Below are 24,541 nucleotides of genomic sequence, written 5' to 3'. Positions count from 1 at the left end.
GGGTGGTTCCTCAAATCCGCTTCGACAGGCCGATCGCCACCCTGCAGGCGGCACGGATCGTCGCGGTCAATACGGGGTATCCGATGGCCTCGCCGGCGCCGGCCTCGCGCGCGGTGTCGCGATGCTCGAGCTCCTCGGCGCGGAACGCGGCGATGTCGGCGGCAAATTCCGGATCGTCCTCGCCGAGCTCATCGAGCTGGGCGCCGTAGTGGCGGTCGATTTCGGTCTCGACCGCCTCGGTGCACGCCATCGCCGCTTGCTCGGACAGCAAGGCGGTCGCCGCGCCCAGCGCGAAGCCGGCCACGTTCCACACCGGCTGCAGCGCGGTCGGCCGCACCCGCCGCTGCGCCATCAGCGTATTGAAGCGCGTCAGGTGGCGCTCTTCCTGCGCCGCCATGCGCGCGATCAGCTTGGCGGCATGCGAATTGCGCCGCAGCACCGCCAACTGCCCGGCGTAGATCCGCGTCGCGCCATATTCGCCGGCCTGGTTGACGCGCAGCATGGCTGCCGCGTCGGGCCGCCGGTCGCCCGGGCGCCACGCGGTCATGCGCGGCGTCTGCCCAGCGTCAGCACGGCGATCGCTGCCGCGCCGCCGAGCGAAAGAATGGCATTCCATCCCGCCATCGAAATGCCGAGGAACGCGAACTGCACCTGGTCGCAGCGCACCAGCGGCGTGTTGACGATGGCTTTCAGGAGGTCGGCGTTGCTGGCGCCGGCCGCGGTCGTCGCGCACGTCGTCAGGCCCTCGAAAACACCCAGCTCGACCCCCGTATGATAGACGCCGATCGCGCCCGAGACGGCGATTGCGGCGGCTGCCAACAGGGTCAGGATGCGCGATCGTTGCACTTCGGCCGGGGCGGTGAATGCCAGCCCCGCGAGCACGATCGCCACCCCGTGCGGGTAGCGCTGCCACCAGCACATCTCGCACGGCACCAGCCCGCCGAGATATTCCGACCCCAGCGCCCCGCCGAGCAGGCCGAGCGGCAGCAGCACGGCGATCAGCCGCCCCAGCTCGGGGCTCGACCGGCCGGCCCGCGTCATTGGCAACACTTGCTCGGTCATCGGTCTAGCGGCGTGACTTGGCCTGCCCGCCGGTCGCCGCGATCCGCGTCGTCGCGCCCGCGGCCAGCCGCTTGAGCGTCTTCACCGCATAATCGAGCTGGAAGTCCTTGACCCCCTTCTTCTCCAATTCGGCGGTGGTGTAGGCAAAGCGCGGGTCGACGGTGTCGTCGTCCTGCTCGAGCAATTTGTCGTCGGCGCCGCTCTGGCTGACCAGGTGGCGGCGGAGGTCCGCCTCGCGCACCCGCGGACGGTCCTTGTAGTCGGGGTCGGACAATTGCGGCACGCGGATATCGGGGTCGATCCCGCCCGCCTGAACCGATTTGCCCGACGGCGTGTAGTAACGCGCGGTGGTCAGCCTGAGCGCGCTCTTGGGCCCGGTCTGGACCACGGTCTGGACGCTGCCCTTGCCGAAGCTGCGCTCGCCCATCACCAACGCGCGGCGGTGGTCCTGCAGCGCGCCGGCGACGATTTCCGCTGCCGAGGCGCTGCCCGCGTCGACCAGCACGATCACCGGCAGCCCGCGCGCCATGTCGCCGGGCTTGGCGTAGTAGCGCTCGATGTCGTTGGCCTCGCGCCCGCGCTGGGAGACGATTTCGCCGCGCTCGAGGAAGGCGTCGCTGACGTCGACCGCCTGGTCGAGCAGCCCGCCGGGGTTGGAACGCAGGTCGACGACATAGCCGATCGGCTTGCCGCCGGTGGCCTTGTCGATCGCCAGCAGCGCCGCCTTGGTGGCGTCGCCGGTGTTGCCCGCGAAGGTGTTGATGTTGATGATCCCGACGCCGTCCTTGATCTCCCATTTGACCGGCCTGAGCTCGATCCGCTCGCGGATCAGCGAGACGTCGAACGGCTTGTCGCGGCCGGGGCGGACGATGGTCAGCTTGATCCCCGAGCCCGGCGCGCCGCGCATCTTCTCGACCGCTTCGTCGAGCGCCAGGCCGTACAGCAGCTCGCTGTTGATGTGGGTGATGTAGTCGCCGGCCTTGATTCCCGCGCGCCATGCCGGGGTGTCCTCGGTCGGGGCGATCACCTTGACCGCGCCGTCCTCGGTCGAGACGCTGATCCCGAGCCCGCCGTAATTGCCGTCGGTGGTGGTCCTGAGCGCGTCGAAGTCCGATTCCTCGGCGTACGACGAATGCGGGTCGAGCGAGGCGAGCATGCCGTCGATCGCGCCCTTGATCAAAGTGTGGTCGTCGACCTTGTCGACATAGGACGCCTTGACCCGCTCATAGACGCTCATGAACGTCTCGAGCTCTTCGTAATTGGCGACGTCGGCGGCCGCCAGCGAGCTTGCCGTGACCGGCACCAGCGCCAGCGCGCCAACCAGGGCCAAAGGGGGAAGCAGGGTGCGCGTCAATGTCATGTCGATCGTCCCGAAAGGTTCGCAGCGCAGATTAACCGCTCTTGGCGCGATTTGACAGCGTTTGAGATGAACCTGCGATGAGAGCGGGCGACAGCCGCTGCCCGTGTCGGGACAATTCGACGCTGATCGGCCCCAGCGCGCGGCCGAGCGGCTCGCCCCGGCGCACCTTGGCGCCGCGCTCGAGCGGGGTGGCGGCGTTGGCGATCAGGCTGATCCAGCCGCCGCCATGGTCGATGATGATGATCCCGTCATGCTCGCGGAACGGGCCGGCGAACGCCACGGTGCCGGCGGCCGGCGCGGTCAGCGCGGCGCCGCGCGCGGTGGCCAGCGTGATCCCCCGCGAGCGAATGCCGCTGGTGCTGACCGAGCCGAACCCGTCGGTCACCGGTGCGGCGGCCGGCAGCGAATACGCGATCGCCGGCGGGGACGCGCCGCCCTCGGCACGGAACGGCCGCGGCGGGGCGGGGCCGAGTCGGGCCAGCTCGGCCGCCCGCCGCGCCGCCCCGCGCCCGCTGCTCGATGCCGAGGTCAAGCGCTCGCTTTCCTCTTCCATCGCCAAAGCGACATCGCCAGCGCCGAGCGCCGCGCCCCCGCTGCGCTCGGCCGCCAGCAGCGCCTTGGCCTCGAGTTCGGCAAACGCCTGGCGCTTGGCGGCCAATTCGTCGCGCCCGGCGACCAATGCGGCGCGGGCATCCACCGCCGCCTGCTCGAGCCGCCGCCCACGCCCGATTTCCGCCGCCAGCGCCGCCGTGCGCCGGCGGATCACCGGCAGCGTGCTGTCGAGCAGCAGGCGCACACGCACAAACTCCTCGGCGGTGCCGCGGTCGAGGATCGCGAGCAGCGGCGGGCGCTGCGCCATCGTCGCCAGCCCGGCCAGCAACCCACTCGCGGGCGCCTGCTCGCGCAGCAGCCGCTGGCGCCGCGCGGCAAGCGTCGCCGAAACCATCTTCAATTGCGCATCGGCGGCACTGATCCGCGCTTCGGCGGCGGCGATCGCCTCGGCCGCGGCGCCCTGCTCGGCGCGCAGCTTCGCAGCTTCGCCCCGTGCCTTCGCCGCCTCAGCCTCGAACCGGCGCGCCGCGGCGTCGGCGGCAGCCGCCTCGGCGCGCGCGCGTTTCAGTTCGACGTCGAGCGGCTCGGCGTCGGCCACGCGCGGCGCACTGGCGCCGGCGATCAGCAACAACAGGGCGAGGAGGGCGAAGCGCGCCATCGCTCACCCTTCGCGGTGATAGGGGTGGTGCGCAAGGATCGATGTCGCGCGAAACAATTGCTCGGCGAGCATGGCGCGGGCGAGCAGATGCGGCCAGGTCACCGCGCCGAACGACAGCAACAGGTCGGCCGCGCCCCGCTCGGCATCACCATGCCCGTCGGCGGCGCCGATCGTGAAGCGCGCCTCGCGCTTGCCGCCGTCGCGCCACGCCTCGAGCTTCTTCGCCAGCGCCACCGAGCCGAGCGCCTCACCGCGCTCATCGAGCAGGATCGAAACGCTGTTGGCGGGGAGGGGAGGGATCGTGCCCCCGCTGTCGGGCAGTTCGGTCATCTTCACCGGCCACGCGATGCGCTTGACGTAGCGCTCGACCAGCTCGGCCTCGGGCGAGCGGCCGATCTTGCCGCGCGCGACGATGTGCAGCAGCAATGCCTCAGCCGGCCGGCGCGGCGCCCGCGGTCTTGGGGGCGTCGTCGCCGAACGCCCACATCCGTTCGAGGTTGTAGAACGAGCGCACCTCGGGGCGGAACAGGTGGATGATCACGTCGTCGGCGTCGACCAGCACCCAGTCTGCGGCGGGCAGCCCCTCGAGCCGCGGCGCGCGGCCGCGGCGCTCCTTGATCCGCTCGGACAATTTCGCCGCCATCGAGGCGACTTGGCGGGTCGAGCGGCCCGAGGCGATCACCATATGGTCGGCAATGTTCGATTTGCCCTCGAGCGGGATCGACACCACTTCGACCGCCTGGTCGTCGTCGAGCGATTTGAGCACGAGCTGGTGGAGATCATCGACGCCGAGCGGCTCGCGGCCGGCGGCTGCGCTGTTAGTGGGGCGATCGGGCAAGTCGGCTCCTTGGGCGTGAGGATTTCGCGGCGCCGGGCGGCGGCATGGTGCGGCGGTGCCAATTGGGGTTGAGCGCGCGGATGGCGGTCGCGGAGGTCGGGTCGGGCGGCAGGCGAAGCATCAAGATCGCCGGTGCACTCCACTCCGTCCATCGTTTCGCCTGGCTCGAAGGGCGGACAAACCTTCGCAGCCAGCCCATCGCGCGTGCCGCTCGGGCACGGCCATCATACCCCGGGCGGGGGATCACCGCAATCGTCACCATGCGCGCCAGCCCGCGCCAGTTTTTCCAGCGGTGAAAGTCGCTTAGCGTGTCGGCGCCGATCAGCCACACGAACCGCCGCCGGCGCTCGCGGCGGAGCAGCAGGCGCACCGTGTCGGCGGTGAAGCGGGTGCCCGCGCGCGCTTCGAAATCGCTCACCCGGATCGGCGCGCGCCGCGCCATCGCCCGCGCCGAAGCGAGCCGCGCGGCGAACGGCGCCATGCTTTTTTGAGGCTTGAGCGGGTTGCCCGGCGATACCAGCCACCACACTTCGTCGAGCCCGAGCGCGTCGAGCGCGGCGAGGCTGGCGCGGCGGTGGCCGCGATGCGCCGGGTTGAACGAGCCGCCGAGGAGTCCGATGCGCTTCATCGCCGCAACCGGCTAGCATGAGGGCAGGGCGGCACCTAATATGCTGGCGTTGGGGGGATCAAATGGCGGAAACCGAGGCGGTCAGCGAGGCGGACGACAGCCACACCCACGAGCGCGCGTGCCTCAATTGCGGCTGCGCCCTGGTCGGCGATTTCTGCCATTGCTGCGGCCAGCGCGCCCACGTCCACCGCACATTGGGCGCGTTCTGGCACGACCTCGCCCACGGCGTGCTCCATTTCGAAGGCAAGCTGTGGCACACGCTGCCGCTGCTGGCGTGGCGCCCGGGCGAGCTGACCCGGCGCTACATCGACGGCCAGCGCGCGCGCTTCATCTCGCCGATCGCCTTGTTCCTGTTCGCGGTCTTTATGATGTTCGCAGTGCTCACCGCGACCGGCACTTTGGTCACCACTCCGCAAGGCCGCGCCGACATATCGCGCTCGCTCGCCGAAACCGAGCAGACCGTGGCCCGCCTCGACCGCGAGCGCCAGGCCGCCGCCGCGGCGGGTGTGCCAACGGCCGATCTCGACAGCAGGCTGGCCGAGGCGCGCACCGAGCTGGCCGCCTTGAACGGGCTTTCGGGGCGCAACATCCAGGTCGCCCGCAACGTCCAGATGTCGGGCGACATGCCCGGCTGGCTGCGCCGGCCGATCGAGAAGGCGGGGTCCAACCCCGAGCTTTTGCTCTATAAGCTGCGCACCAACGCCTACAAATTCAGCTGGCTGCTGATCCCGCTGTCGGTGCCGTTGCTGTGGCTGCTGTTCCCGCTCAGCCGCCGCTTCACGCTCAACGACCACGCCGTGTTCGTCACTTACTCGCTGGCCTTCATGACCCTGCTGGTGGTCGCCGCGGTGCTGGTCGGGATGGTGACGCCCGCCGTGGCGGGAATGGCGATGCTGATTCCGCCGATCCACATGTACCGCCAGCTGCGCGGCACGTACGAGCTTACCCGCGCCGGCGCGATATGGCGGACCGTCCTTCTGACCGTGTTCGCAATGGCCGCGACCTTGCTGTTCCTGGTCCTGCTGGTCGGCCTCGGCCTGTTCGACTAAGCGGCCGCGCCCCCTAGCCCTTGCACGGGTATTTCTGCGTCACGAACCCGCGGAAGGCCTGGCCGACCGATATTGTCCGCTCCGCTGCGGGGATCGAGACGAAATAAGCGACCAGTTCCTCACTCGTCATCGAAGCCTTGGCCGGCAGGCAATAGGCGAGCTTGCGCCCGGCCTTGTCGGCGGCAATCTGGTCGGCGCGAACCGCCTTGGAGCTGTTGCCGATCTCCGCCTTGAGCAGGCCCAGTTCGGGGGAAACCGCCGCCAGCGGGCCAAGCTTCTCGAGCGCCTCGACCTTGGCCAGAAAGTCGGCGACCGGCATCGCCTGGGCGAATGCGGCGCTGGCAGGAAACACCGCCATCGCCACCCCGATCATCATCGATTTAAGCATCGCAACTCTCCCCGGCTAGGGAAAGCGTGGCCGACCGCCGATGAACCGCGGCTTGCAGCGCTGTCACGCCCCGGCCGGCGCCGCGCCGCCCAGGCCCTGCGGCTTGCGGCGCGACTTGGGGATCGACGAGCCGGCGGTCGGCAGCGACGGCTTGCTCGAGCCGCCCCGGTCGATCGACCCGCCCTCGAGCACGGTCTTGATCTCGTCGCCCGACAGCGTCTCATATTCGAGCAGCGCCTTGGCCAGCGTCTCGAGGTCCTCGCGATGGTCGGTCAGCACGGTCTTGGCGCGCTCATAGCCCTGCTCGACGACGCGGCGGATTTCCTTGTCGATCGCCTGCGCCGTCTCGTTCGACATGTTCTTCTGGCGGTTGACCGAATAGCCGAGGAACACTTCCTCGTCGGCCTCGGCATATTGCAGCGGGCCCAAGGCGTCCGACATCCCCCAGCGGGTGACCATGTCGCGCGCGAGGCCGGTCGCGTAGCTGATGTCGGACGACGCGCCCGAGCTGACCTTGTCGTAGCCGAACACCACTTCCTCGGCGACGCGGCCGCCCATCGCCACCGCGAGGTTGGCGTACATCTTGTCGCGATGATACGAATAATTGTCGCGTTCCGGCAGGCGCATGACCATGCCCAGCGCGCGGCCGCGCGGAATGATCGTCGCCTTGTGGATGGGGTCGGACGCGGGCTCGTTGAGCGCGACCACGGCGTGACCGGCCTCGTGATAGGCGGTCATCCTTTTCTCGTCCTCGGTCATCACCATCGAGCGCCGCTCGGTGCCCATCATGACCTTGTCCTTGGCCTCCTCGAACTCCTTCATCGCGACCAGCCGCTTGCCGCGGCGGGCGGCGAGCAAGGCGGCCTCGTTGACGAGGTTGGCGAGGTCGGCGCCGGAGAAGCCCGGGGTGCCGCGCGCGATCACCCGCGGGTCGACATCGGGCGCCAGCGGCACCTTGCGCATGTGCACCGCGAGAATCTGCTCGCGCCCGTCGATGTCGGGGCGCGGCACGATCACCTGGCGGTCGAAGCGGCCCGGGCGCAGCAGCGCCGGGTCGAGCACGTCGGGGCGGTTGGTCGCGGCGATGATGATGATGCCCTCATTGGCCTCGAACCCGTCCATCTCGACCAGCAGCTGGTTGAGGGTCTGCTCGCGCTCGTCATTGCCGTTGCCGAGCCCGGCGCCGCGGTGGCGGCCGACCGCGTCGATCTCGTCGATGAACACGATGCACGGCGCGGACTTCTTGGCCTGGTCGAACATGTCGCGGACGCGGCTGGCGCCGACGCCGACGAACATCTCGACGAAGTCGGAGCCCGAAATGGTGAAGAACGGCACGCCCGCCTCGCCCGCGATGGCGCGCGCGAGCAGGGTCTTGCCGGTGCCGGGCGAGCCGACCAGCAGCGCGCCCTTGGGGATCTTGCCGCCCAATCGCGCGAACTTGCCCGGGTCTTTCAAATATTCGACGATCTCCTCGAGCTCCTCGCGCGCTTCGTCGATCCCGGCGACGTCGGCGAAGGTCACCCGGCCTTCCTTCTGCGTGAGCATGCGGGCGCGGCTTTTACCGAAGCCCATCGCGCCCGATCCGGCGTTCTTCTGCATCTGGCGCATGATGAAGAAGCTGATGCCGAGGATGAGCAGGAACGGCAGCGACTGGTAGAGCAGGATCAGCCAGAAGCTCGACTGCTCCTCGGCCTTGACCTGCACCGCGACGCCGCGCTGGATCAATTTGTCGGACACCTGGGCGTCGCCCGGCGCGGTGCTGCGGAACGCGCTGCCATTGGCCAATTTGCCGCTGATCACGGTGTTGCCGGCGGGCGAGGTGTTCATCGTCACCGAGCGGACATTGCCCTCGTCGACCTGGCGCACGAACTCGGAATAAGCGATCGGGTCGCCGGCGCTGGCGCGGGTGCCACCGTCGATCATCTGCACGAACAGCACGAGGCCGAACAGGACGCCGGCCCAGATCATCAGGCTTTTCGCCCACGGGCTGGTCGGTTTCTTCTCGTTCATTGTCGCTCCTCGCCGCGGCCGCGCTGGCCACGCCCTAAAATAGTCGCTCCGGCCTCAATAACAATGCGGCCTGAGGGGCGGGTGAACGGCGGCGGCGCGAACCGCCTAGGTGGTGACCTTCGACGGGTCCTCGTTGCTGACCATGATGTCGATCTGGTCGCCGGCCTTGAGCGAATAAAATCGCTCGTCGCGGCCATCGTAGCGCAGCTCGGCGGTCTGGTAGCTGCCGTCCTGCGGCGCGGTGTAGCTGATCTTGACCACCGCCTTGCCGTCGACGTCCTTGGCCCGCTTGCCCTTGGGCGCCGCGGCGAGCGCCTTGAACTCGTCGGTCGCGGTGCACGATTGGGTGACCTTCTCGCGCTTGCCGTCGTCATATTGGCGGTCGAAGTTGCACTGCCGGTCGATCAGGAACACGCTGGCCTTGGCCGGGGTGTAATTCATCGTGCGGTTGACCGCCGCATAGCCGGTGACCACGGCGATAAAGCCGATCGCTCCGACAGCTCCATATAACGAATAGCTCATCACTGCCTCACGCAATTCCAGACCGGGGTGGAGATTAACCGACCCGGGTAAATGAAGCGTAAGCAGTGCCGCCGCGGCGGCGAAGCGCTGCAATTCAACGTTTATTTACCTTGCCCGATTAATCCCTGAGGGATGGCTCGGGCGTACCTCATTGTCATCCTGATCGGCGGGTTATTCGGCGCGATGCTGCCGAGCGGCCCGTCTTCGCGGCCTGACCAGGCCGACTCGGCCGCTCCGGGCACATTCTCCGAATCTTCTAGCGCCAGGCTCGCCGCGCGCCGCGCCGACAGCAGCAGCGGCAGCAGCAGTTCGTCAGGGCAAAGCGGGGTGATCGAGCTCCGGCGCGAGGGCAACGGCCATTTCTACGCCGACGCCCAGATCAACGGGCAGAACGTGCGGTTCCTGGTCGACACCGGCGCCACCGGCATCGCGCTGACCCGCGACGACGCGCGTCGCGCCGGCCTCGGCGTGTCGATCGGCATGCCCACCGTGGTCGGCCAGGGCGCCGCCGGCGAAGTGCGCGGCGAATTCGTCACGCTCGACCGGGTCAGCCTCGGCGGGACCACCGCGGAACGGATGCCGGCCATCGTCCTCGATACCGGCGGCCAATCGCTGCTCGGCCAGAGCTTCCTCAGCCGCTTCGCCTCGGTCGAAATCCGCGGCGACACGATGGTGCTGCGCTAGGTCTTGCGCCGCGGCGGCGCGGGCGACAGCCGCCACGCCGCACCCCCCACCAGCTTGAGCCCGGCCAGCGTCGTCGTCGCGCCCGCGTCGAGCGCATCGAGCGCGGCGGTCAGCTTGGGGCCAGGCGGCTCCTCGCCGCCAAGCGCCGCAATCCCGGCCAGCAGCAAGCGGCGGCGCAGGTCGCGCGGGAGGCCCGCGGGGTCGAGGACCAGCGTTTCGCCCTCGATCGAGCGGCGCTGCGCGAGTTCACGGCTCGCTGCCCATTCAAGCGCCTGCTCGGCGTCGCGCAGATGTCCGGCAGCGGCGGCGAGACGGGTAGGGTCGAGCCACTCCGTGTCGGCGAGCAACGCGCGCACGCGGGTGCGGTCGAAGCGGTCGTCGCGGTTGCTCGGGTCGTCGACCGGTTCGAGCCTGGCGGCGGCGACGATTTCGCCGAGCTCGGCGCGGCGCCAGCCGAGCAGCGGCCGCACCAGCATCACGCCCTCGCACAGCTGGCGTTTGGCCTGCACCCCGGCCAGCCCGCCGACCCCCGAGCCGCGCGCGAGCCGCATCAGCAGCGTCTCGGCCTGGTCGTCGAGGTGGTGGGCGGTCGCCACCGCCGCCAGCGCCCGTTCCTGCGCCCACTCTCCCAGCGCGGCATAGCGCGCCGCGCGGGCGCGTGCCTGGAGGTTGGCGGCCGGAGGATCGCTCCAGTCGATAGCCAGCGTGCGGTGGGGAACGCCGAGCTGTCCACAAATCGCGCCAACCTGCTCGGCCTCGGCGCGGGCTGCGGGGCGCAATCCGTGATCGACGGTCGCCGCCTCCACCGCTCCGGGCCGGGCGGCCGTCGCCAGCAGCAGCAGCGCAAGACTGTCCGGCCCGCCGGAAACCGCCACCCCGAGCCGCGCGCCGCGGTCGATGAGGCCATCGAGATCGGCGGCGAAACGATTGGCGACCGTGCCGGCAGGCTCTGCCATCTTCAAAATCCGATCGCCCTGAGCTCGTCGAAGGGCTGTCCTTAGCTTCGTTGGCCTGAGAAAGGCAGGGCTTCAGCCGGCTCAGCCCGAACGGGCGTGGGTTACGTCAGCTGTTTTCAGCCGCACTTGGCCTCGGCCTTGGCGCTGGGCAGCAAGGTGCGCAGCTCGCCGCGCATCGAGGCGCCATACACTTCCTCGAGCTCGGCATAAGCCTTGCACGCCTGGCCCGGCTGGCCGAGTTTGATCAGCGCCTGGCCGAGATAATAGAGGCTGTCGGCGGCGCGCTCGCCGCGCGGGTTGGTGCGGTAGTTGGCGAGCAAGGCATCGGCCGCGGCGCGCGCCTCGCCCTTGTCGAGCAAGGCGCGCCCGACGAGGTTGTTGGCCCAGCTCGCGCGGCGGTGCTTGGGGTAAGCCGAGGTGAATGCGCGCAGCGAGGTGATCGCGGCGTCGTAGCGCCCGGTGCGCCACAGCTGGTAGCCTTCGTCGTAAGCGATCTCGGCGGGGTCCTCGGCGGCCGGGACGGTGGTCGCCGGACCCGGCGTCACCGGCGGCCGTGATACGGTCACCGGATCGGCGCGCGGGCGGGTCGTGGTGACGGGCGGATTGATGACGGTCGTGGTCGCCACCGGGGGCGCGGCCGCGGCGGCGGTCTCGAGCGCGCGCAGGCGGCTGTCCTGGTCGGCCTTGACCCGCGCTAGCTCGGCCTCGAGCACCGCGGCGCGATGGCCGCTCTCCTCCGCGGTGCGCAAAATTTCGGATAATTGGCGCTCGAGCGTGGCCAGCCTCTGGTCGAGGTTGCGGACCGAGGTCTGGGTCGCCGCCGGCTCGTCGGAGAAACCGGCGCTGTCGGCCGGCTCGCCGCGCGGGAACACCTGGCGCTGGACCTGGCGGACCTGCTTTTCGAGCCGCTCGATACGCTGCTCGGGGGTGGCGACGCGCTGGGCGGCGGCGGGGGCCGCGCCGAGCGCCAGGGCCGTTGCCGCCGCGGCGCTGGCGAGGAGTTTGAAGTGCATGCGGGTCCCCCACGGGTGGTTTGGCGATGGCGCAGCGTGCCCGACGGCAGCTTTCGCCGCGATGAATCCCTATTGGGCCGGCGGAGTCGCCGTGGGCGGCGCCGCAGCGGCCGGTCCGCGCATCAAATCTGCCCCGAGCAGGCTGACGTTGGTGACGGTGGTGGCGGGCGGGCCGACCGACGGCGCGTCGGCAGTGCCGACCGCGATGCGCAGCGCCTCGGGCTTGCCGGTGGTCAGCATCGGCGCCTTGGCGGTGGCCGGGACCTCGAAGCTTTGCCCGGCCTCGAGCAGCCCGGCCTTGATCACCGATCCGCCGTCCTTGACCTGGATCCACACCTGCTCGTTGGCGGTGATCACGACCGGGCCGCCGGCCGCCGCCGGGGCAGGGGACGGCGCGACGGCTGGTCCGGGTTCGGCGGCCGCCACGGGCGCTTCCTCGGCCGGCGCGGCGTCGTCCTCGAGCGAGCGGTTGCTCAGCCACGACATCACCAGCACCAGCGCCAGGATCGCGGCGATCGCGCCGAACACCAGCCATTTGGGCATGGTCCGCGCGGGGTCGCTCGGCTCGAACAGTTCGGCGGCGGCGGGCGCGGCGCGGGTGCCGCCCATCTCGGCCCGCAATTGGTCGCCGATGGCGACGCGGTCGAGCCCGACGACGGTGGCGTAGCTCTTGGCGAACCCGAGAGTGTAGGTCGGCGCGGGAAGCCGCGACCATTCGCCCAGTTCGATGCTTTCCAGGTGGCGGCGCGGAATTCGGGTCTGGCTGGCGACGTCTTCCAGGTCCATGCCCTTGGCCTCGCGCGCGGCGCGCAGTTGCTCGCCGACCGGGGTCATGCCGATGTCGTCCGTCTCGTCCATCCAAGGCCCTTTTTTGACGCCGCGCCGAGCGGTCGTTGTCGAAGGCCGCCGCGATGCTGTCAACCGCCGATCAGCCGATCACGACGCCGTGGCGCCGCGCCCAGTCGGTCAATGCCTTGCGCATGTCGCGCGGGGGCTTGTCGAGCAAATTCTGCATCCGCGCGCGGATTGCCGAGGCGTCGAGCGAGCGGACCATCGCCTTGACCGGGCCGACCGCCGCCGGGGTGATCGACAGGCCGTCGGCGCCGAGCCCGATCAGCGCCATCGCCTCCAGCGGCCGCCCGCCCATCTCGCCGCACAGCCGCACCGGCACCCCGGCCGCGCGCGCGGCGTCGATCACCCGTTTCAAGAAGCGCAGGATCGCCGGGCTCAACCAGTCGTAGCGCTCGGCCAAGCGCGGGTCAGCGCGGTCGGCGGCGAACAGGAATTGGGTCAAGTCGTTGGTGCCGATCGACAGGAAATCGATGCGCGGCAGCAATTGGTCGAGCATCTCGGCCAGCGCCGGCACTTCGAGCATCGCCCCGAACTCGACCCGCGACGGCAATTTGCGCTTGGCCTTGCGCGCCCATTCGAGCTGGTCCTCGAACAGCCCGCGCGCCTGCTCATACTCCCACGGCTCGGAGATCATCGGGAACATCACCCTGAGCACGCCCCCCGCCGACGCCTCGATCAGCGCCCGCGCCTGAGCCCGCATCAGCGTCGAGCGGTCGAGCGAGAGCCGTAGCGCGCGCCACCCCATCGCCGGGTTCTCGGCCTTGTCGCGGACGTCCGACAGATAGGGCAGCGCCTTGTCGCCGCCGATGTCGACGGTGCGGAACACCACCGGGCGGTCGCCCGCGCTTTCCAGCACCTTGGTGTACAGCCGCTGCTGGCGCTCGCGGCCGGGCAGCGTCGCGGAGACGAGGAACTGGAATTCGGTGCGAAACAGCCCGATCCCGTCGGCGCCGGTCAATTCGAGGCTGGCGGCATCCTCGGCGAGGCCCGCATTGACCATCACGCTGACCTGCACCCCGTCGGTGGTCACCGCGGGCAGCGAGCGGATCACCGCATATTGCGCGCGGCGCTTGTTGCTGAGCGCCATGCGGTGGTCGAAGCCGGTTGCCAGCGGGCGGTTGGGGCGGATGATCACGCTGCCGTTGTCGCCGTCGACCAGCACCAGTTCGCCGTCGTTGACGCTGTGGCGGATGTCGGACAGCCGGCCGACCACCGGCACGCCCATCGCCCGCGCAACGATCGTCATGTGCGCGGTCAGCGAGCCTTCCTCGAGCAGCACCGCTTTTAGGCGCCGACGGTCGTACTCGAGCAATTCGGCGGGTCCCAGGTTGCGCGCGATCAGCACGGTGTCGCGGTTGAGCCCGGTCTGGGCGGCGGTGCCCATCCGCCCCGAGACGATCCTGAGCAGCCGGTTCGAAAGGTCCTCGAGATCGTGCATGCGCTCGGCCAGCAGCGGGTCGTCGATCTCGCGCATCCGCGCTCGGGTGCGCTGCTGGACGCGCTCGATCGCCGCCTCGGCGGTCAGTCCGCTGTCGATCGCCGCGTTGATCCGCCGCGACCACCCCTCGTCATAAGCGAACATGCGGTAGGTCTCGAGGATCTCCTCATGCTCGCCGGCGGTGCCGAACTCGGCCTCGCGGGTCATGTTGTCGATCTGCTCGCGCATCTTGCGGAACGCGGCGTAAACCCTCGCCCGCTCGGCCTCGGTGTCCTCGGCGACGGTATGCTCGACGATCACCCGCGGCTCGTGGAACACCGCGACGCCCTTGCCCATGCCGGCGACCAGCTTGAGCCCGGAGATGCGCAGCGGCCCGGCATCGCGCCGGGTACCGCGCCGCGCGCCGTCGGTCAGCCGCGCCGCGGCGATCATCTCCGACAGCACCATCGCCACCGTCTGCAGCGCCTCGATCTCGACCTCCTCGTAGCGGCGCGGGTCGGCGTGCTGGACGGCGAGCACCCCGATCGGGCTTTCCAGCCGCACGATCGGCACCCCGGCGAAGCTGTGGAAGCTCTCTTCGCCGGTTTCGGGCCGATAGACGAACTGGGCATGGCTCGAGGCCTCGGCGAGGTTGAGGATGCGCCCTTCCTCGGCGATCGTCCCGACCAGCCCTTCGCCCATCCCGAGCCGGGTGACGTGGACCGCTTCCTTGCGCAGCCCGTGGGTGGCGAACAGCTCGAGCTTGTTGTCGCGCAGCAGATAGATCGAGCACACTTCGCTCTTCATCGCCTCGGCGATGAGGTCGACCACGCGGTCGAGCTTGGACTGGGCATTGCCGCGCGCGGCCATCACCTCATGGAGACCGGTGAGGATCTCGCGGGCGGACGATGTGGCGGCGGACAGCGGCATGGCGGAGCGCTACCAGATGGGGCGGGCCCGCGCCAATTAGCTTGTTGGAGATCGGCTTAGCGCGCGCCCTCGCGCTCGCGGCGCCACTGCTCGATGTCGACCGGCCTGGCGGGCCCGCGCGATTTGGCGGCGAGCAGCCCGAAGCGCAGCGCCTTTTCGAGATGCGCAATCCGTTCGTCCTGCGAGGCGGCGCGATCGGCGGCCGCCAATTCTTCCTCGCAGCGGTCGGCGTAGAGAGACGATTCGGTGCTCATGGCGCCAGCTTGCGCGGCGGTGGCGGCGGGGAAAGCGCGCAGATTCTTTTGCCTCAAATTGGCACGGTCGACCGAGCCCGCTAGCCGCGGCTTTCGAGTGCCGCCGCGGCCTCGTCGGCGAGCTCCGTGATGATGTTCGCGACCGGCTCTTCGCGCGTCACCATGCCGACCGACTGCCCGGCCATCACCGATCCGCTCTCGACATCGCCGTCGATCACCGCGCGGCGTAGCGCCCCGGCCCAATAATGTTCGATCTGCAATTGCGCTTCGCCCATCGCGATCGCGCCGTCGTCGAGCAACTGCGCCACCTCGCGCTGCTTGGCCGCGAAATTCTCCATTTCGCGATTCTTGAGCGCGCGCACCGGGATCACCGGCAGCCGCGGGTCGATCTGCACGCTGGGAATGGCGTCGCGCGCCGAAGCGCGGATGAACGCCTTTTTGAAATTGTCGTGGGCGATGCTTTCGGTCGCGCACACGAAGCGGGTGCCGAGCTGGACCCCGACCGCGCCCATCTCGAGATACGCCGCGATCGCCTCGCCGCGGCCGATCCCGCCGGCGACGAACACCGGAATGTCCTTGGCGACATGCGGTAAAATTTCCTGCGCCAGCACCGAGGTCGCCACCGGGCCGATGTGCCCGCCCGCTTCCATTCCCTCGATCACCAGCGCGTCGGCGCCCGAGCGCGTCAGCTTCTTGGCCAGGCTCAGCGCCGGGGCGAAGCACACCAGCTTTGCCCCACCGCCTTTGATGCGGTCGATTGCCCCGCCCGGCGGGAGCCCGCCGGCGAGCACGACATGGGTGACTTCATGCTTGGCGCAGGTGTCGATCAGCTCCGACAGCATCGGGTGCATGGTGATCAGATTGACCCCGAACGGCTTGGTTGTGCGCTTCTTGGTCTCGGCGATCTCGGTATCGAGCAAATCGGGGGTCATCGCCCCGCACGCGATCACCCCGAACCCGCCGGCGTTGGAAATGGCCGACACCAGATGGCGCTCCGACACCCAGCTCATCGCCCCGCCGAGGATCGCGATCTCGCACCGCAGGAATTCGGTGCCGCGGTGCATCAGCTCGGCCAGCCGCGCATGGCCGGCGCCGCCGTGCATCGGCCGCGCCTCGGCGATCAATCCTTCCCCGCTCATGCCGCCTGCTCCGCGTCGAGCCCGAACGCGCTGTGGAGCACGCGCACCGCGAGGTCGAGCTCGGCCTCGGCGATCAGCGCGCTGACTTTGATCTCGCTCGACGACACCGCGAGCAAATTGATGCTGCGCTCGGCGAGCGTCTCGAACATCTTCGCCGCCAGCGCCGGGTTGGAGCGGATGCCGACCCCGACAATGCTCACTTTCGCCACCGCGTCGTCATGGATCAAATCGGCATAGGCGATTGCAGCGCGGCGCTGCTCGATTACCGCCATCGCCTGCGCCAGGCTAGCGCGGGGCACGGTGAAGGTGAGGTCGCTCGAGCCGCGGTCCGGCGTCGCGGCATGGACGATCATGTCGACCAAAATCCCGGCCTCGGCGAGTGGGCTGATCACCGCTGCGACGGTGCCAGGCTGGTCGGCGATCGCGGTCAGCGTGACCCGCGCCTCGTTCCTGTCGGCGGCGATGCCGGCGATGCGGTTGTGCTCCATTTCGGCTCCTGAAAGTTCGGCAACGATCCGCGTGCCCGGCCCGTCCTCGAATGCCGACAGCACGCGCAACGGCAAATTGGCCCGCATGGCAAGCCCGACCGATCGCGTCTGCAGCACCTTGGCGCCGACCCCGGCGAGCTCGAGCATCTCCTCGAAGGTGATCGCGTCGAGCTTGCGCGCTCGCGGCACGATCCTGGGATCGGTGGTGTAGACCCCGTCGACGTCGGTGTAGATGTCGCAGCGGTCGGCGCTCAATCCGGCGGCGATCGCCACCGCCGACGTATCCGACCCGCCGCGCCCCAGCGTCGCCAGCCGGCCGTCGTCCGACACCCCCTGGAAGCCGGGAATCACCGCCACGGTGCCGCCCCTGAGCGCCTCGTCGAGCAGCGCGCCTTCGACCGCCTCGACCCGCGCATTGCCGTGAACGCCCGAGGCGCGGACCAATTGCCAGCCCATGAAGCTGCGCGCCGGCACCCCCATGTTCTGCAGCGTCATCGCCAGCAGCCCCGCGGTGACCTGCTCGCCGCTGGCGACTACCACGTCATATTCGCGCGCATCGTGGAGCGCCGCCGCCTCGCGGCACAATTGCACCAACCGGTCGGTCTCACCGGCCATCGCGGAGACCACCACCAGCACCTCGTTGCCCGCCGCCGCCTCGCGCTTGACGCGGCCTGCGACGCTCAGGATGCGCTCGATCCCCGCCATCGACGTGCCGCCGAATTTCATCACGATACGGGCCATGCGGGGTGCGGCTTGTCCTTGGGCTTGAGGCGGCGCCCTGTTAGACAGTCCGCGATGAGTAAGACAAGCATCCTGCCCGGCGAGGCCGCGCACTTCGGCGCGCTGGCGGGTGACTGGTGGGACCCCGACGGCGCCTCGGCCATGCTGCACAAATTGAACCCGGTGCGCCTCGGCTACATCCGCGACCGCGCCGACCAGCACTGGCAGCTCGACGAAATGAGCCGCCGGCCATTGGAAGGGAAAAGCGCGCTCGACGTCGGCTGCGGCGCCGGCCTGCTTGCCGAGCCGCTCGCCCGCCTCGGCGCGGCCGTCACCGCGATCGACGCCGCGCCCGAGCTGATCGCAGCGGCCCGCGACCATGCGGCAGGGCAGGGGCTGAGCATCGATTATCGCGCCGCCGCGGTCGAGGATGTGCAGGGAAAATTCGACCTCGTCACCAGCCTCGAGGTGATCGAGCATGTCGCCGACCCGCAGGCGTTCGTCGCCGCGCTCGCCGCGCGCCTCGTCCCGGGCGGGCTGATGATCCTCTCGACCCCCAACCGCACCGCGTGGTCGAAGCTGCTGACCATCACGCTTGCAGAGGGCACCGGCCGCATCCCCAAAGGCACCCACGATTTCGACGCCTTCATTCCGCCCGAGCAATTGAAGCAAATGCTCGCCGCCGCGGGCCTCAAATGCTGCGACGTCGAAGGAATCGCCTGGTCACCCACCCGCGGCCTCCACCTGAGCGAGGATCTGCGGCTCAACTATCTGGTAGCGGCGACCCACGCGCCTTAGCGGATTAGCTCTCCGCCCACTCCTCGCTCTTCTCGGCGAGATTGAGCTCGCGGATCAGCGCGTCGACATCGCGCGTCAGCTCATCGAGAAAAGTAATCTGGTGGCGCGCGCCGCGGTAGGATTCGGCCATCAATATCGCGTCGAGCAGGATCGGCACGACCAGGCTCTCGGGATCGTCGAGCTTGGCCAGCCCGCGGATCTTGGCCATCGCCTTCAGGCGCGCCCCCAACGGGTCCGCCACCGCCTCGGTCCGCCCAATGCACCACGCCACGTCGATCCTCCCGCCAAAGCGGAAAGGATAGCGCAAGCCGGCAGCGGCGATAGTTCCGCCCGCCGCGTTCCCGGCGCGGCTCGGCGCAGTGCGCGATTATTCCCGCAGCAGAGCCGGGAGCGATTGCTCGAGGCGGACGATGGTCGCGCGCCACGCCATTGGGGTGCGCTCCCAGGTGCAGGTATAGCGGCCCTCGACGCTCCACCAGTCGGGGCTGATGATCCCGTCATAGCGGCAATATTTGCCCCCGGGATGGCGGCGCACGACGGTCACCGAGCGCCCCTCGAGCCATATCTCGAGGGTGGCGCGGACGCGCTCGCCGGTCGGGTGCACCCAATAGGCATCGAAGATCCGACTGGAGCCGCGGCGCAGCCAGGTGCCGCGCCAGCTGGCGACCTCCTCCATCTCCCACGCATCGCCCAGCGCGTCGCCGAACGGCGGGGTCGCACGAACTGCCCGGTCACCGCCCGGATAAGTGGGCGGCTCGCCCCGCGCCGGCTGGGCCACGCCCAACATCGCAACCAGTATCCCCGCAGCCAGCATCTGCACCTCCACTCGCCGGTCCTAGAAATCGACCTTGTCGTAATGCGCCGGCGGGACGATCACTTCCATCCGCTCGCCGAGCAACGGGCGGAAGCACGGCCGCGACTTCATCACCGCGTACCAATCCTTGGTCTGCTTGTGCCCGCGCCAGTCGAGCCCGCCGAGATAGTCGATCACCGACAGCTGCGCCGCCGCGGTGAAATCGGCTAGGCTCAGCCCCGGCCCGGCCAGCCAGCGGCGATGGTCGAGCAGGTAATCGACATAATCGAGGTGCCCGTTGGCGACCCGCATGGCATTGCGCAGCACGCCGGTGTCGGGGCTCTCGCGGCTGACCAAGCGCTTCCTCATCCGCTCATTCATCAGCGGCTCGACCACTTCGCGGAACAATTTCTCGTCGAACCATTGGGTCAGCCGGCGGATCTCGGCGCGGTGCACCGCGGTGCCGTGGATCATCGGCATCTTGTCCACCGTCTCGTCGAAATATTCGACGATCGGCTGGCTCCCGATCAGCGTCAGCCCGGCGTCCTTGTCGACCATCACCGGGGTCTCGCCGGCCGGGTTCAAATCGACGAACTCGTCGCGCCGCTCCCACGGGTTCTCACGCACCAACTCGTGCCCGACCCCCTTCTCCGCCAGCACCAGCCGCACTTTCCGCGAAAACGGGCACAACGGAAATTGGAACAGCTGCCACATGGCGGGCAGCTTTAGCGCTGGCAGCGCGGGCGTCTAGGCAATCCTCCCCGGAACGGGGAGGTGGCGCGCGAAGCGTGACGGAGGGGCTGTGCAGGTCTCGGGGCCGTCCACCAAGCTACGCTGGTCCCCCACCCCGTCCCGGGAAGGAGTTAGCGCTTGGGATACACCGGCGAGGGCAGATTGGCGGTCGCTTTCTCGATCTCGCGCGCGGCCTCGGACAGTCCCTTCATCATCGCCGGCAAGGCCGTGGCCATCGCCCGCGCGCCGGCCTGCATCGCGACCTGGCTGCCCGCGATCTGCGCCTCCAAGTTGCGCTCGAAATGAGGGTCGTCGCGGCGGCCGACATCGCGGATCGTTCGGCGGCGGTCGACGGCAGTCGGGCGGCGGCCCTCGACCGCGGCCTCGATCTCGCCCACCGGCAAATTGAGGAACGCCTTCGACAGCGCCTGCATCACGTCGCCGATTCGCGCGGTGAAGCGCGGGTCGGTCAGCTCGGGCGGCACGCGGATGTCCTCGATCGGCGCGGCCGGGGCTGGAGCCGGCGCGGATTGCGCCACGGCGGGGCTGGCAATCAGCACCAGCGGGGCGAGGATCATGATCGGGCGCATGGCGAAGCTCCTGGGCGACTCAATTCAGCCAAGACGCTGATTTGTCGGCCGAACCGCCTTAGCAGACGATGAACGCCAGATAAATCAGCGCATCCCCAGCCACACCAAAGCCGCCGCCCCGGCGACGATGCGGTACCAGGCGAACGGGGCGAAACCGAAGCGCGTGATGATCGACACGAACGCCTTGACCACGACCACCGCGACCACGAACGACACCACGCTGCCGAGCCCGATCCACGCCAGCTGGCCCTCCGGCACCTCGTCCCAATGCTTGAAAAATTGCAGCGCGGTCGCCCCGGCCAAGGTCGGCACCGCGAGGAAAAAGGAGAATTCGGCGGCGGTCTTGCGGTCGACGCCAAAGCTCATCGCGCCCAAAATGGTCGCGCCCGAGCGGCTCACCCCGGGGATCATCGCCAGGCACTGGACCAGCCCGATCCCGACCGAATGGCGAAAGCTGACGTTGGCGACCCCGCCGCACTCGCTGGTCCGGGCGAATCTTTCGACGACCAGGATGGCGATCCCGCCGATGATCAGGGCCCACGCCACGATCACCGCATTGGCCAGCATCAGTTCGATGTAATTGCCGAACGCCAGGCCGAGCACGACCGCGGGGATGAACGCCACCACCAGGTTGCGGACGAAGGCGAACGCACTCGGCTCGCGCTGGAACAGCCCGACCAGCACATCGCGGAAGGTGCGCCAGTAGAGCACCACGATCGCCAGGATCGCGCCGGGCTGGATGGCGATGTTGAACAGCGCCCATTCGTCGGCGCGGAAGCCGAGCAATTCGGTGGCGAGGATGAGGTGCCCGGTCGACGATACCGGGAGATATTCGGTGACCCCCTCGACGATGCCGAGGATGATGACGAGGAGGAGGATCGGCACGCTGAGGCGTCAGGCGGCGGAGGCGTCGGAGCGGCGCCCGAAGCGGCTCCCGGCGAAGCGCGCCAGCCAGCCCGGGGCGACCGCGGCGAACGGGGTCGGAATGATCCCGAAGGCCTCCAGCCCGGGGCTACCGGGGGCGGCGACATTGTCGCGCTGGAGCATCAGCCACTGGTCGCGGGTGAGCGGCGCGCCGGGCAAAAATCCGAACCGCGACAGCAAGGACCCGGCGAAGTCGGGCAGATCGATCAGCTCGGCGGTCTGGCCCGACGCGGTCAGGATCGCCTCGTGCAGCTCGCGAAAACTCATCACCTGCGGCCCGCCGATCTCATAGGTCTTGCCGCCGTAGGTCTCGGGCTCGATCGCGGCCTTGGCGATCGCCAAAGCGAGGTCGCGGACGAACACCGGCTGGAATTTGCGCTGGGCCGCGATCACCGGCAGCAGCGGCAGCCGGGCGAGCCCCGCCAGCCGGTTGCTCAGCGCGTCCTCGGGCCCGAACACCAGCGACGGGCGGATGATCGTCGCATCCGGAAAGGCGGCGCGGACCGCGGCCTCGCCTTCGCCCTTGCTCTTGCCATAGGCCGACTCGGACCCGGCGTCGGCGCCGATCGCCGAGACCTGGACGAACGCCTGCGCGCCGCCGCGGCGCGCGGCCTCGGCGGCGGTGCGCGCGCCTTCGACCTGGATCCCGTGGAACTTGCCTTTGAGGATCCCGACGAGGTTGATCACCGCGCTCGCGCCGTCGACCGCGTGGACCACGCTCGCGGGCAGCGTCAGGTCGGCGCGGACGAAGCCGACGCGGCCGACCCCGCCCAAAGGCTGGATGAAATTGGCGTGGCGCGGCTCGCGGCAGGCGACCACCACGCGCGCCCCGCGCTGGAGCAGCAGCTCGCACACGTAGCGGCCGATGAAGCCGCCGCCGCCGAACACGGTGACGGTTTGTTGCGCGGGGTCGATCATCGCCCCGCCCTAGCTTCCCCCGCTCGGCGTTGACAAGCGCGGGGTTGGCTAGCGGCGGAGCGACAGGGTCGGGGGTTAAAAATAATCGGCCAGCGTCACCGTCACCGTGCTGCCGTCGGCGCGCTCGAGCGCAACCGCGCGCCCGGCGTCCCCGCGCACCCACTCGGCGTGGCTGTAATATTCCTTGCCGATGCGGCGCCCGTCGATTGCGACGATCTCGTCGCCGGCCTTGAGCCCGGCCGCGGCGGCGGGGCCGTCGGGCGAGACATAGGCCACCTTGAGGCGGTCGCCGGCGAACTCGGTGCGCACCCCGGCGCGCTCGCGCGCGAAGCGCGGCGGGCCGTCGCCGGGCGCGAGGTACATCGCGCCGCCGCTGTCATCGATGGTGACGACGAAGCTCTTGAGCATCTCGATCCCGAGATTGCCGCCGCTGGTCGGCAGCGACTGCGCATCCTCGTTTAGCACCGCGGGCACGTTGGCCAGCCGCATCCCGGCGAAATCGACCCGCGGCAAGGTCACCTTGCGCGCCAGCTTGATCCCGCCGACGCCCCCGCTCTGGGTCTCGGCGTGGCGCAGATTGGCCAGCTCGGGGCGGTCCTTCCAATAGTTTTTGGCGAGGATCAGAGTGCCGCCGTTGCCGAGGTCGAGCGTGGCCTCGATCGGTGCCCCGCCGGCGACCGCCAGTGTGACCGAGGGCAGCCCCGCATCGTCGCCCAGCGCGAGCCGCGCCGCACCGGCCGGGGGCGTGAACCCGGTGCGCGGGGCAAACGCGATGGTGCGCTTGGGGAAGTCGATCGTCACCAGCCCGGCCTTGAACGCGTCGCGGCCGAGGATCACCGGCATCTCGCGCCCGATCGCGCGGGCGACCGGCGCGAGGTCGATGATCAGCACGTTGAGGTCGCGCAAGGTCAGCCCGCCGGCGGTCAGCGTGACCCCGCCGGCGATCTTGCCGGGGACGTTGCCGGCGGCGCCGCGCACCGAAAGGGCGCTGCCGCCCTTGAGCCCGATGCGCTCGGCGTACGCGCTGTCGACCACGGTCATCCCGGCGCCGCTGTCGAGGATCATCGGAGTCGCGCGGCCGTTGATCGTGCCCTCGACGATGATGCGCGAGCCGCGGAACAGCTCGAACGGCGCCGCGCGCGCCGCGTCCGCCGCATAGGTGGGCTTGGCGGCGGCGATCGGGGCGTGCCCGGCATGCGCCAGCGCGGCCGCCGCGAGCACCGCCGAAATGAGGAAAATTGCACCCTTGCGAACCATCTTGCCACCCTTTCTCACTATCTGTAGACTGACAACTAATTATTGTATGACAGAAAGAAAGTCAAGCCATGCAGAATAAGTCGATTCCCCAGTCGGCGGCCCGGCTGAGGCTTGGGGTGCTCGCCGCCATGGCGCTCATCGCGGCGCTTTACCTCGCCGCCCGATTCGGGCTGTCGGTGGCTGCGGTCCATGTCGAGTTCCGCCGCGCCGGGCTCAGCCTCGAGACCGCGCGCCTGCTCGGCGACGGCACGGTCATCCTGCTGCTCGTCGCGCTGGCGCAGCTGGTGCGGATGCTCGGGCTGATCGCGGCCGGCGAGCAGTTCACCGCGCGCGTCATCGGCGCGTTCCGCCGCTTTGCGCTGTGGCTGATGGTGATGGCGCTGTTTGGCTTCCTCGCCCCGATGGCGGCGTCGCTCGCTTTGGCCTCGTCCGCCGCCCCCGGCCCAGGCCCGCACCGCCTCGAATTGATGTTCGACCTGCGCGACCTGCTGACCCTCGGCATCACCCTCGTCTTGTTCCTGCTCGCCCGCCTGCTCGAGCGCGCCAGCGAGCTCGAGGCCGAAGTGCGGGAGTTCGTGTGATGCCGGTGATCGTCCGCCTCGACGTCATGCTCGCGCTGCGCAAGGTGCGCTCGAAGGAGCTCGCCGCCGACATCGGGATGACCGAGGCCAATCTGTCCTTGCTCAAGTCGGGCAAGGTCAAGGGCATCCGCTTTTCGACGCTGGAGGCGATCTGCGACCGGCTCGAGTGCAAGCCCGGCGACATCCTCGATTACGAGCCGGGGGAGGGGCTGCCCGCCGAGCGGGCCGCGGCGCCCGCGTGAAGCGTTGACAGCCGGCGCCGCGCCCCTCTAAGCGCCGCCCCCTACCGCATTGACGAAGCTCCTGTGCCCAGGTGGCGGAATTGGTAGACGCACCAGCTTCAGGTGCTGGCGCTGGCAACGGCGTGGAGGTTCGAGTCCTCTCCTGGGCACCACTTTTCTTGCTCATCGATCGCGCGCGGGGAGCCG

At 69.5% G+C, this 24,541-nt stretch carries 29 protein-coding genes and 1 tRNA gene; 6 read left to right on the top strand and 24 right to left on the bottom strand.

Annotated features, from left to right (window positions below; all coding sequences use genetic code 11):
• Positions 1 to 10: 10 nt before the first annotated feature.
• Genes RMP08_RS10095 through RMP08_RS10065 form a run of 7 tightly spaced genes read right to left on the bottom strand, consistent with a single transcriptional unit; the run spans position 11 to position 5,098 of the window.
• The gene (locus tag RMP08_RS10095) at positions 11 to 547 is read right to left on the bottom strand and encodes a demethoxyubiquinone hydroxylase family protein (RefSeq protein ID WP_310468867.1); all 537 of its coding nucleotides are present in this window, start codon (positions 545 to 547) and stop codon (positions 11 to 13) included.
• A complete protein-coding gene (locus RMP08_RS10090; protein WP_310468866.1) occupies positions 544 to 1,041 on the bottom strand; it encodes a disulfide bond formation protein B in 498 nt (165 codons plus the stop codon). The genes RMP08_RS10095 and RMP08_RS10090 overlap by 4 nt, the downstream gene beginning before the upstream one ends.
• 25 nt (positions 1,042 to 1,066) lie before the next feature.
• Entirely contained in the window at positions 1,067 to 2,416 is a 1,350-nt protein-coding gene (locus tag RMP08_RS10085) for a S41 family peptidase (RefSeq protein WP_409049785.1), read from the bottom strand.
• Between the two features lie 37 nt (positions 2,417 to 2,453).
• Entirely contained in the window at positions 2,454 to 3,632 is a 1,179-nt protein-coding gene (locus RMP08_RS10080; RefSeq protein WP_310468864.1) for a peptidoglycan DD-metalloendopeptidase family protein, read from the bottom strand.
• A 3-nt stretch (positions 3,633 to 3,635) separates the two neighbouring features.
• Positions 3,636 to 4,058 (bottom strand): 23S rRNA (pseudouridine(1915)-N(3))-methyltransferase RlmH, encoded by a 423-nt coding sequence (locus RMP08_RS10075; RefSeq protein ID WP_310468863.1) that lies wholly within the window; start codon positions 4,056 to 4,058, stop codon positions 3,636 to 3,638.
• Positions 4,059 to 4,062: 4 nt separating this feature from the next.
• Positions 4,063 to 4,470 (bottom strand): ribosome silencing factor, encoded by a 408-nt coding sequence (rsfS, locus tag RMP08_RS10070; RefSeq protein ID WP_310468862.1) that lies wholly within the window; start codon positions 4,468 to 4,470, stop codon positions 4,063 to 4,065.
• The gene (locus RMP08_RS10065; RefSeq protein WP_310468861.1) at positions 4,451 to 5,098 is read right to left on the bottom strand and encodes a nicotinate-nucleotide adenylyltransferase; all 648 of its coding nucleotides are present in this window, start codon (positions 5,096 to 5,098) and stop codon (positions 4,451 to 4,453) included. The genes rsfS and RMP08_RS10065 overlap by 20 nt, the downstream gene beginning before the upstream one ends.
• Positions 5,099 to 5,160: 62 nt before the next feature.
• On the opposite strand from RMP08_RS10065, the gene RMP08_RS10060 reads away from it, so the two are divergent.
• The gene (locus RMP08_RS10060; protein ID WP_310468860.1) at positions 5,161 to 6,147 is read left to right on the top strand and encodes a DUF3667 domain-containing protein; all 987 of its coding nucleotides are present in this window, start codon (positions 5,161 to 5,163) and stop codon (positions 6,145 to 6,147) included.
• Between the two features lie 13 nt (positions 6,148 to 6,160).
• On the opposite strand, the gene RMP08_RS10055 is transcribed toward RMP08_RS10060, so the two are convergent.
• The 3 genes from RMP08_RS10055 to RMP08_RS10045 all read right to left on the bottom strand — a co-directional run bounded on the left by RMP08_RS10055 (position 6,161) and on the right by RMP08_RS10045 (position 9,067).
• Positions 6,161 to 6,535 carry a hypothetical protein gene (locus RMP08_RS10055; RefSeq protein ID WP_310468859.1) on the bottom strand — a complete coding sequence of 125 codons (375 nt, stop codon included), beginning with the start codon at positions 6,533 to 6,535 and terminating at the stop codon, positions 6,161 to 6,163.
• A 63-nt stretch (positions 6,536 to 6,598) separates the two neighbouring features.
• Positions 6,599 to 8,545: an ATP-dependent zinc metalloprotease FtsH gene (gene ftsH, locus RMP08_RS10050; protein ID WP_310468858.1), complete on the bottom strand. Its 1,947-nt coding sequence runs from the start codon at positions 8,543 to 8,545 to the stop codon at positions 6,599 to 6,601.
• Between the two features lie 105 nt (positions 8,546 to 8,650).
• Complete coding sequence (locus RMP08_RS10045) at positions 8,651 to 9,067, bottom strand: hypothetical protein (protein WP_310468857.1); 417 nt, start codon at positions 9,065 to 9,067, stop codon at positions 8,651 to 8,653.
• Positions 9,068 to 9,199: 132 nt separating this feature from the next.
• On the opposite strand from RMP08_RS10045, the gene RMP08_RS10040 reads away from it, so the two are divergent.
• A complete protein-coding gene (locus tag RMP08_RS10040) occupies positions 9,200 to 9,751 on the top strand; it encodes a TIGR02281 family clan AA aspartic protease (RefSeq protein ID WP_310468856.1) in 552 nt (183 codons plus the stop codon).
• On the opposite strand, the gene tilS is transcribed toward RMP08_RS10040, so the two are convergent.
• The 7 genes from tilS to RMP08_RS10005 all read right to left on the bottom strand — a co-directional run bounded on the left by tilS (position 9,748) and on the right by RMP08_RS10005 (position 17,541).
• On the bottom strand, positions 9,748 to 10,707 hold the full coding sequence (gene tilS / locus RMP08_RS10035; RefSeq protein WP_310468855.1) for a tRNA lysidine(34) synthetase TilS: 960 nt from the start codon (positions 10,705 to 10,707) through the stop codon (positions 9,748 to 9,750). The two genes, RMP08_RS10040 and tilS, sit on opposite strands and share 4 nt — an antisense overlap.
• Before the next feature lie 116 nt (positions 10,708 to 10,823).
• Positions 10,824 to 11,720, bottom strand: coding sequence for a tetratricopeptide repeat protein (locus RMP08_RS10030; RefSeq protein ID WP_310468854.1), 897 nt, complete (start codon positions 11,718 to 11,720; stop codon positions 10,824 to 10,826).
• A gap of 69 nt (positions 11,721 to 11,789) precedes the next feature.
• On the bottom strand, positions 11,790 to 12,578 hold the full coding sequence (locus RMP08_RS10025) for a helix-turn-helix domain-containing protein (RefSeq protein ID WP_310468853.1): 789 nt from the start codon (positions 12,576 to 12,578) through the stop codon (positions 11,790 to 11,792).
• Between the two features lie 70 nt (positions 12,579 to 12,648).
• Positions 12,649 to 14,919 (bottom strand): phosphoenolpyruvate--protein phosphotransferase, encoded by a 2,271-nt coding sequence (gene ptsP / locus RMP08_RS10020; RefSeq protein WP_310468852.1) that lies wholly within the window; start codon positions 14,917 to 14,919, stop codon positions 12,649 to 12,651.
• 56 nt (positions 14,920 to 14,975) lie between these two features.
• Positions 14,976 to 15,173: a hypothetical protein gene (locus RMP08_RS10015; RefSeq protein WP_310468851.1), complete on the bottom strand. Its 198-nt coding sequence runs from the start codon at positions 15,171 to 15,173 to the stop codon at positions 14,976 to 14,978.
• Positions 15,174 to 15,253: 80 nt separating this feature from the next.
• Positions 15,254 to 16,312, bottom strand: a complete 1,059-nt coding sequence (locus RMP08_RS10010; RefSeq protein WP_409049784.1) for an NAD(P)H-dependent flavin oxidoreductase — start codon at positions 16,310 to 16,312, stop codon at positions 15,254 to 15,256.
• On the bottom strand, positions 16,309 to 17,541 hold the full coding sequence (locus tag RMP08_RS10005; RefSeq protein WP_310468850.1) for an aspartate kinase: 1,233 nt from the start codon (positions 17,539 to 17,541) through the stop codon (positions 16,309 to 16,311). The genes RMP08_RS10010 and RMP08_RS10005 overlap by 4 nt, the downstream gene beginning before the upstream one ends.
• 54 nt (positions 17,542 to 17,595) lie before the next feature.
• Between RMP08_RS10005 and ubiG the strand changes: the two genes are divergently transcribed.
• Positions 17,596 to 18,318 (top strand): bifunctional 2-polyprenyl-6-hydroxyphenol methylase/3-demethylubiquinol 3-O-methyltransferase UbiG, encoded by a 723-nt coding sequence (ubiG, locus tag RMP08_RS10000; protein ID WP_310468849.1) that lies wholly within the window; start codon positions 17,596 to 17,598, stop codon positions 18,316 to 18,318.
• A gap of 4 nt (positions 18,319 to 18,322) precedes the next feature.
• Here ubiG and RMP08_RS09995 read toward each other — a convergent pair whose 3' ends face one another.
• The 7 genes from RMP08_RS09995 to RMP08_RS09965 all read right to left on the bottom strand — a co-directional run bounded on the left by RMP08_RS09995 (position 18,323) and on the right by RMP08_RS09965 (position 23,532).
• Positions 18,323 to 18,589, bottom strand: coding sequence for a hypothetical protein (locus RMP08_RS09995; protein WP_310468848.1), 267 nt, complete (start codon positions 18,587 to 18,589; stop codon positions 18,323 to 18,325).
• A gap of 96 nt (positions 18,590 to 18,685) precedes the next feature.
• Complete coding sequence (locus RMP08_RS09990) at positions 18,686 to 19,144, bottom strand: hypothetical protein (protein ID WP_310468847.1); 459 nt, start codon at positions 19,142 to 19,144, stop codon at positions 18,686 to 18,688.
• A 9-nt stretch (positions 19,145 to 19,153) separates the two neighbouring features.
• Positions 19,154 to 19,825 carry a glutathione S-transferase family protein gene (locus RMP08_RS09985; RefSeq protein ID WP_310468846.1) on the bottom strand — a complete coding sequence of 224 codons (672 nt, stop codon included), beginning with the start codon at positions 19,823 to 19,825 and terminating at the stop codon, positions 19,154 to 19,156.
• A gap of 149 nt (positions 19,826 to 19,974) precedes the next feature.
• The gene (locus RMP08_RS09980) at positions 19,975 to 20,433 is read right to left on the bottom strand and encodes a hypothetical protein (protein ID WP_310468845.1); all 459 of its coding nucleotides are present in this window, start codon (positions 20,431 to 20,433) and stop codon (positions 19,975 to 19,977) included.
• Positions 20,434 to 20,517: 84 nt separating this feature from the next.
• Positions 20,518 to 21,318, bottom strand: a complete 801-nt coding sequence (locus RMP08_RS09975; protein WP_310468844.1) for an undecaprenyl-diphosphate phosphatase — start codon at positions 21,316 to 21,318, stop codon at positions 20,518 to 20,520.
• Positions 21,319 to 21,327: 9 nt separating this feature from the next.
• Positions 21,328 to 22,275 carry a complex I NDUFA9 subunit family protein gene (locus RMP08_RS09970; RefSeq protein WP_310468843.1) on the bottom strand — a complete coding sequence of 316 codons (948 nt, stop codon included), beginning with the start codon at positions 22,273 to 22,275 and terminating at the stop codon, positions 21,328 to 21,330.
• 75 nt (positions 22,276 to 22,350) lie between these two features.
• Entirely contained in the window at positions 22,351 to 23,532 is a 1,182-nt protein-coding gene (locus RMP08_RS09965; protein WP_310468842.1) for an aspartyl protease family protein, read from the bottom strand.
• Positions 23,533 to 23,600: 68 nt separating this feature from the next.
• Between RMP08_RS09965 and RMP08_RS09960 the strand changes: the two genes are divergently transcribed.
• The 3 genes from RMP08_RS09960 to RMP08_RS09950 all read left to right on the top strand — a co-directional run bounded on the left by RMP08_RS09960 (position 23,601) and on the right by RMP08_RS09950 (position 24,507).
• Positions 23,601 to 24,113 carry a DUF2975 domain-containing protein gene (locus RMP08_RS09960; protein ID WP_310468841.1) on the top strand — a complete coding sequence of 171 codons (513 nt, stop codon included), beginning with the start codon at positions 23,601 to 23,603 and terminating at the stop codon, positions 24,111 to 24,113.
• A complete protein-coding gene (locus RMP08_RS09955) occupies positions 24,113 to 24,355 on the top strand; it encodes a helix-turn-helix transcriptional regulator (protein WP_310468840.1) in 243 nt (80 codons plus the stop codon). Before RMP08_RS09960 ends, RMP08_RS09955 begins: the two co-directional genes overlap by 1 nt.
• A 65-nt stretch (positions 24,356 to 24,420) precedes the next feature.
• A tRNA-Leu gene (locus RMP08_RS09950) sits at positions 24,421 to 24,507 on the top strand.
• Positions 24,508 to 24,541: the final 34 nt, after the last annotated feature.

Source organism: Sphingomonas sp. (genome assembly GCF_031426035.1).
Lineage (GTDB): Bacteria > Pseudomonadota > Alphaproteobacteria > Sphingomonadales > Sphingomonadaceae > Sphingomicrobium.
Note: the sequence above shows the minus strand (reverse complement) of the source record. Positions and strands in the feature narration are given on the sequence as shown.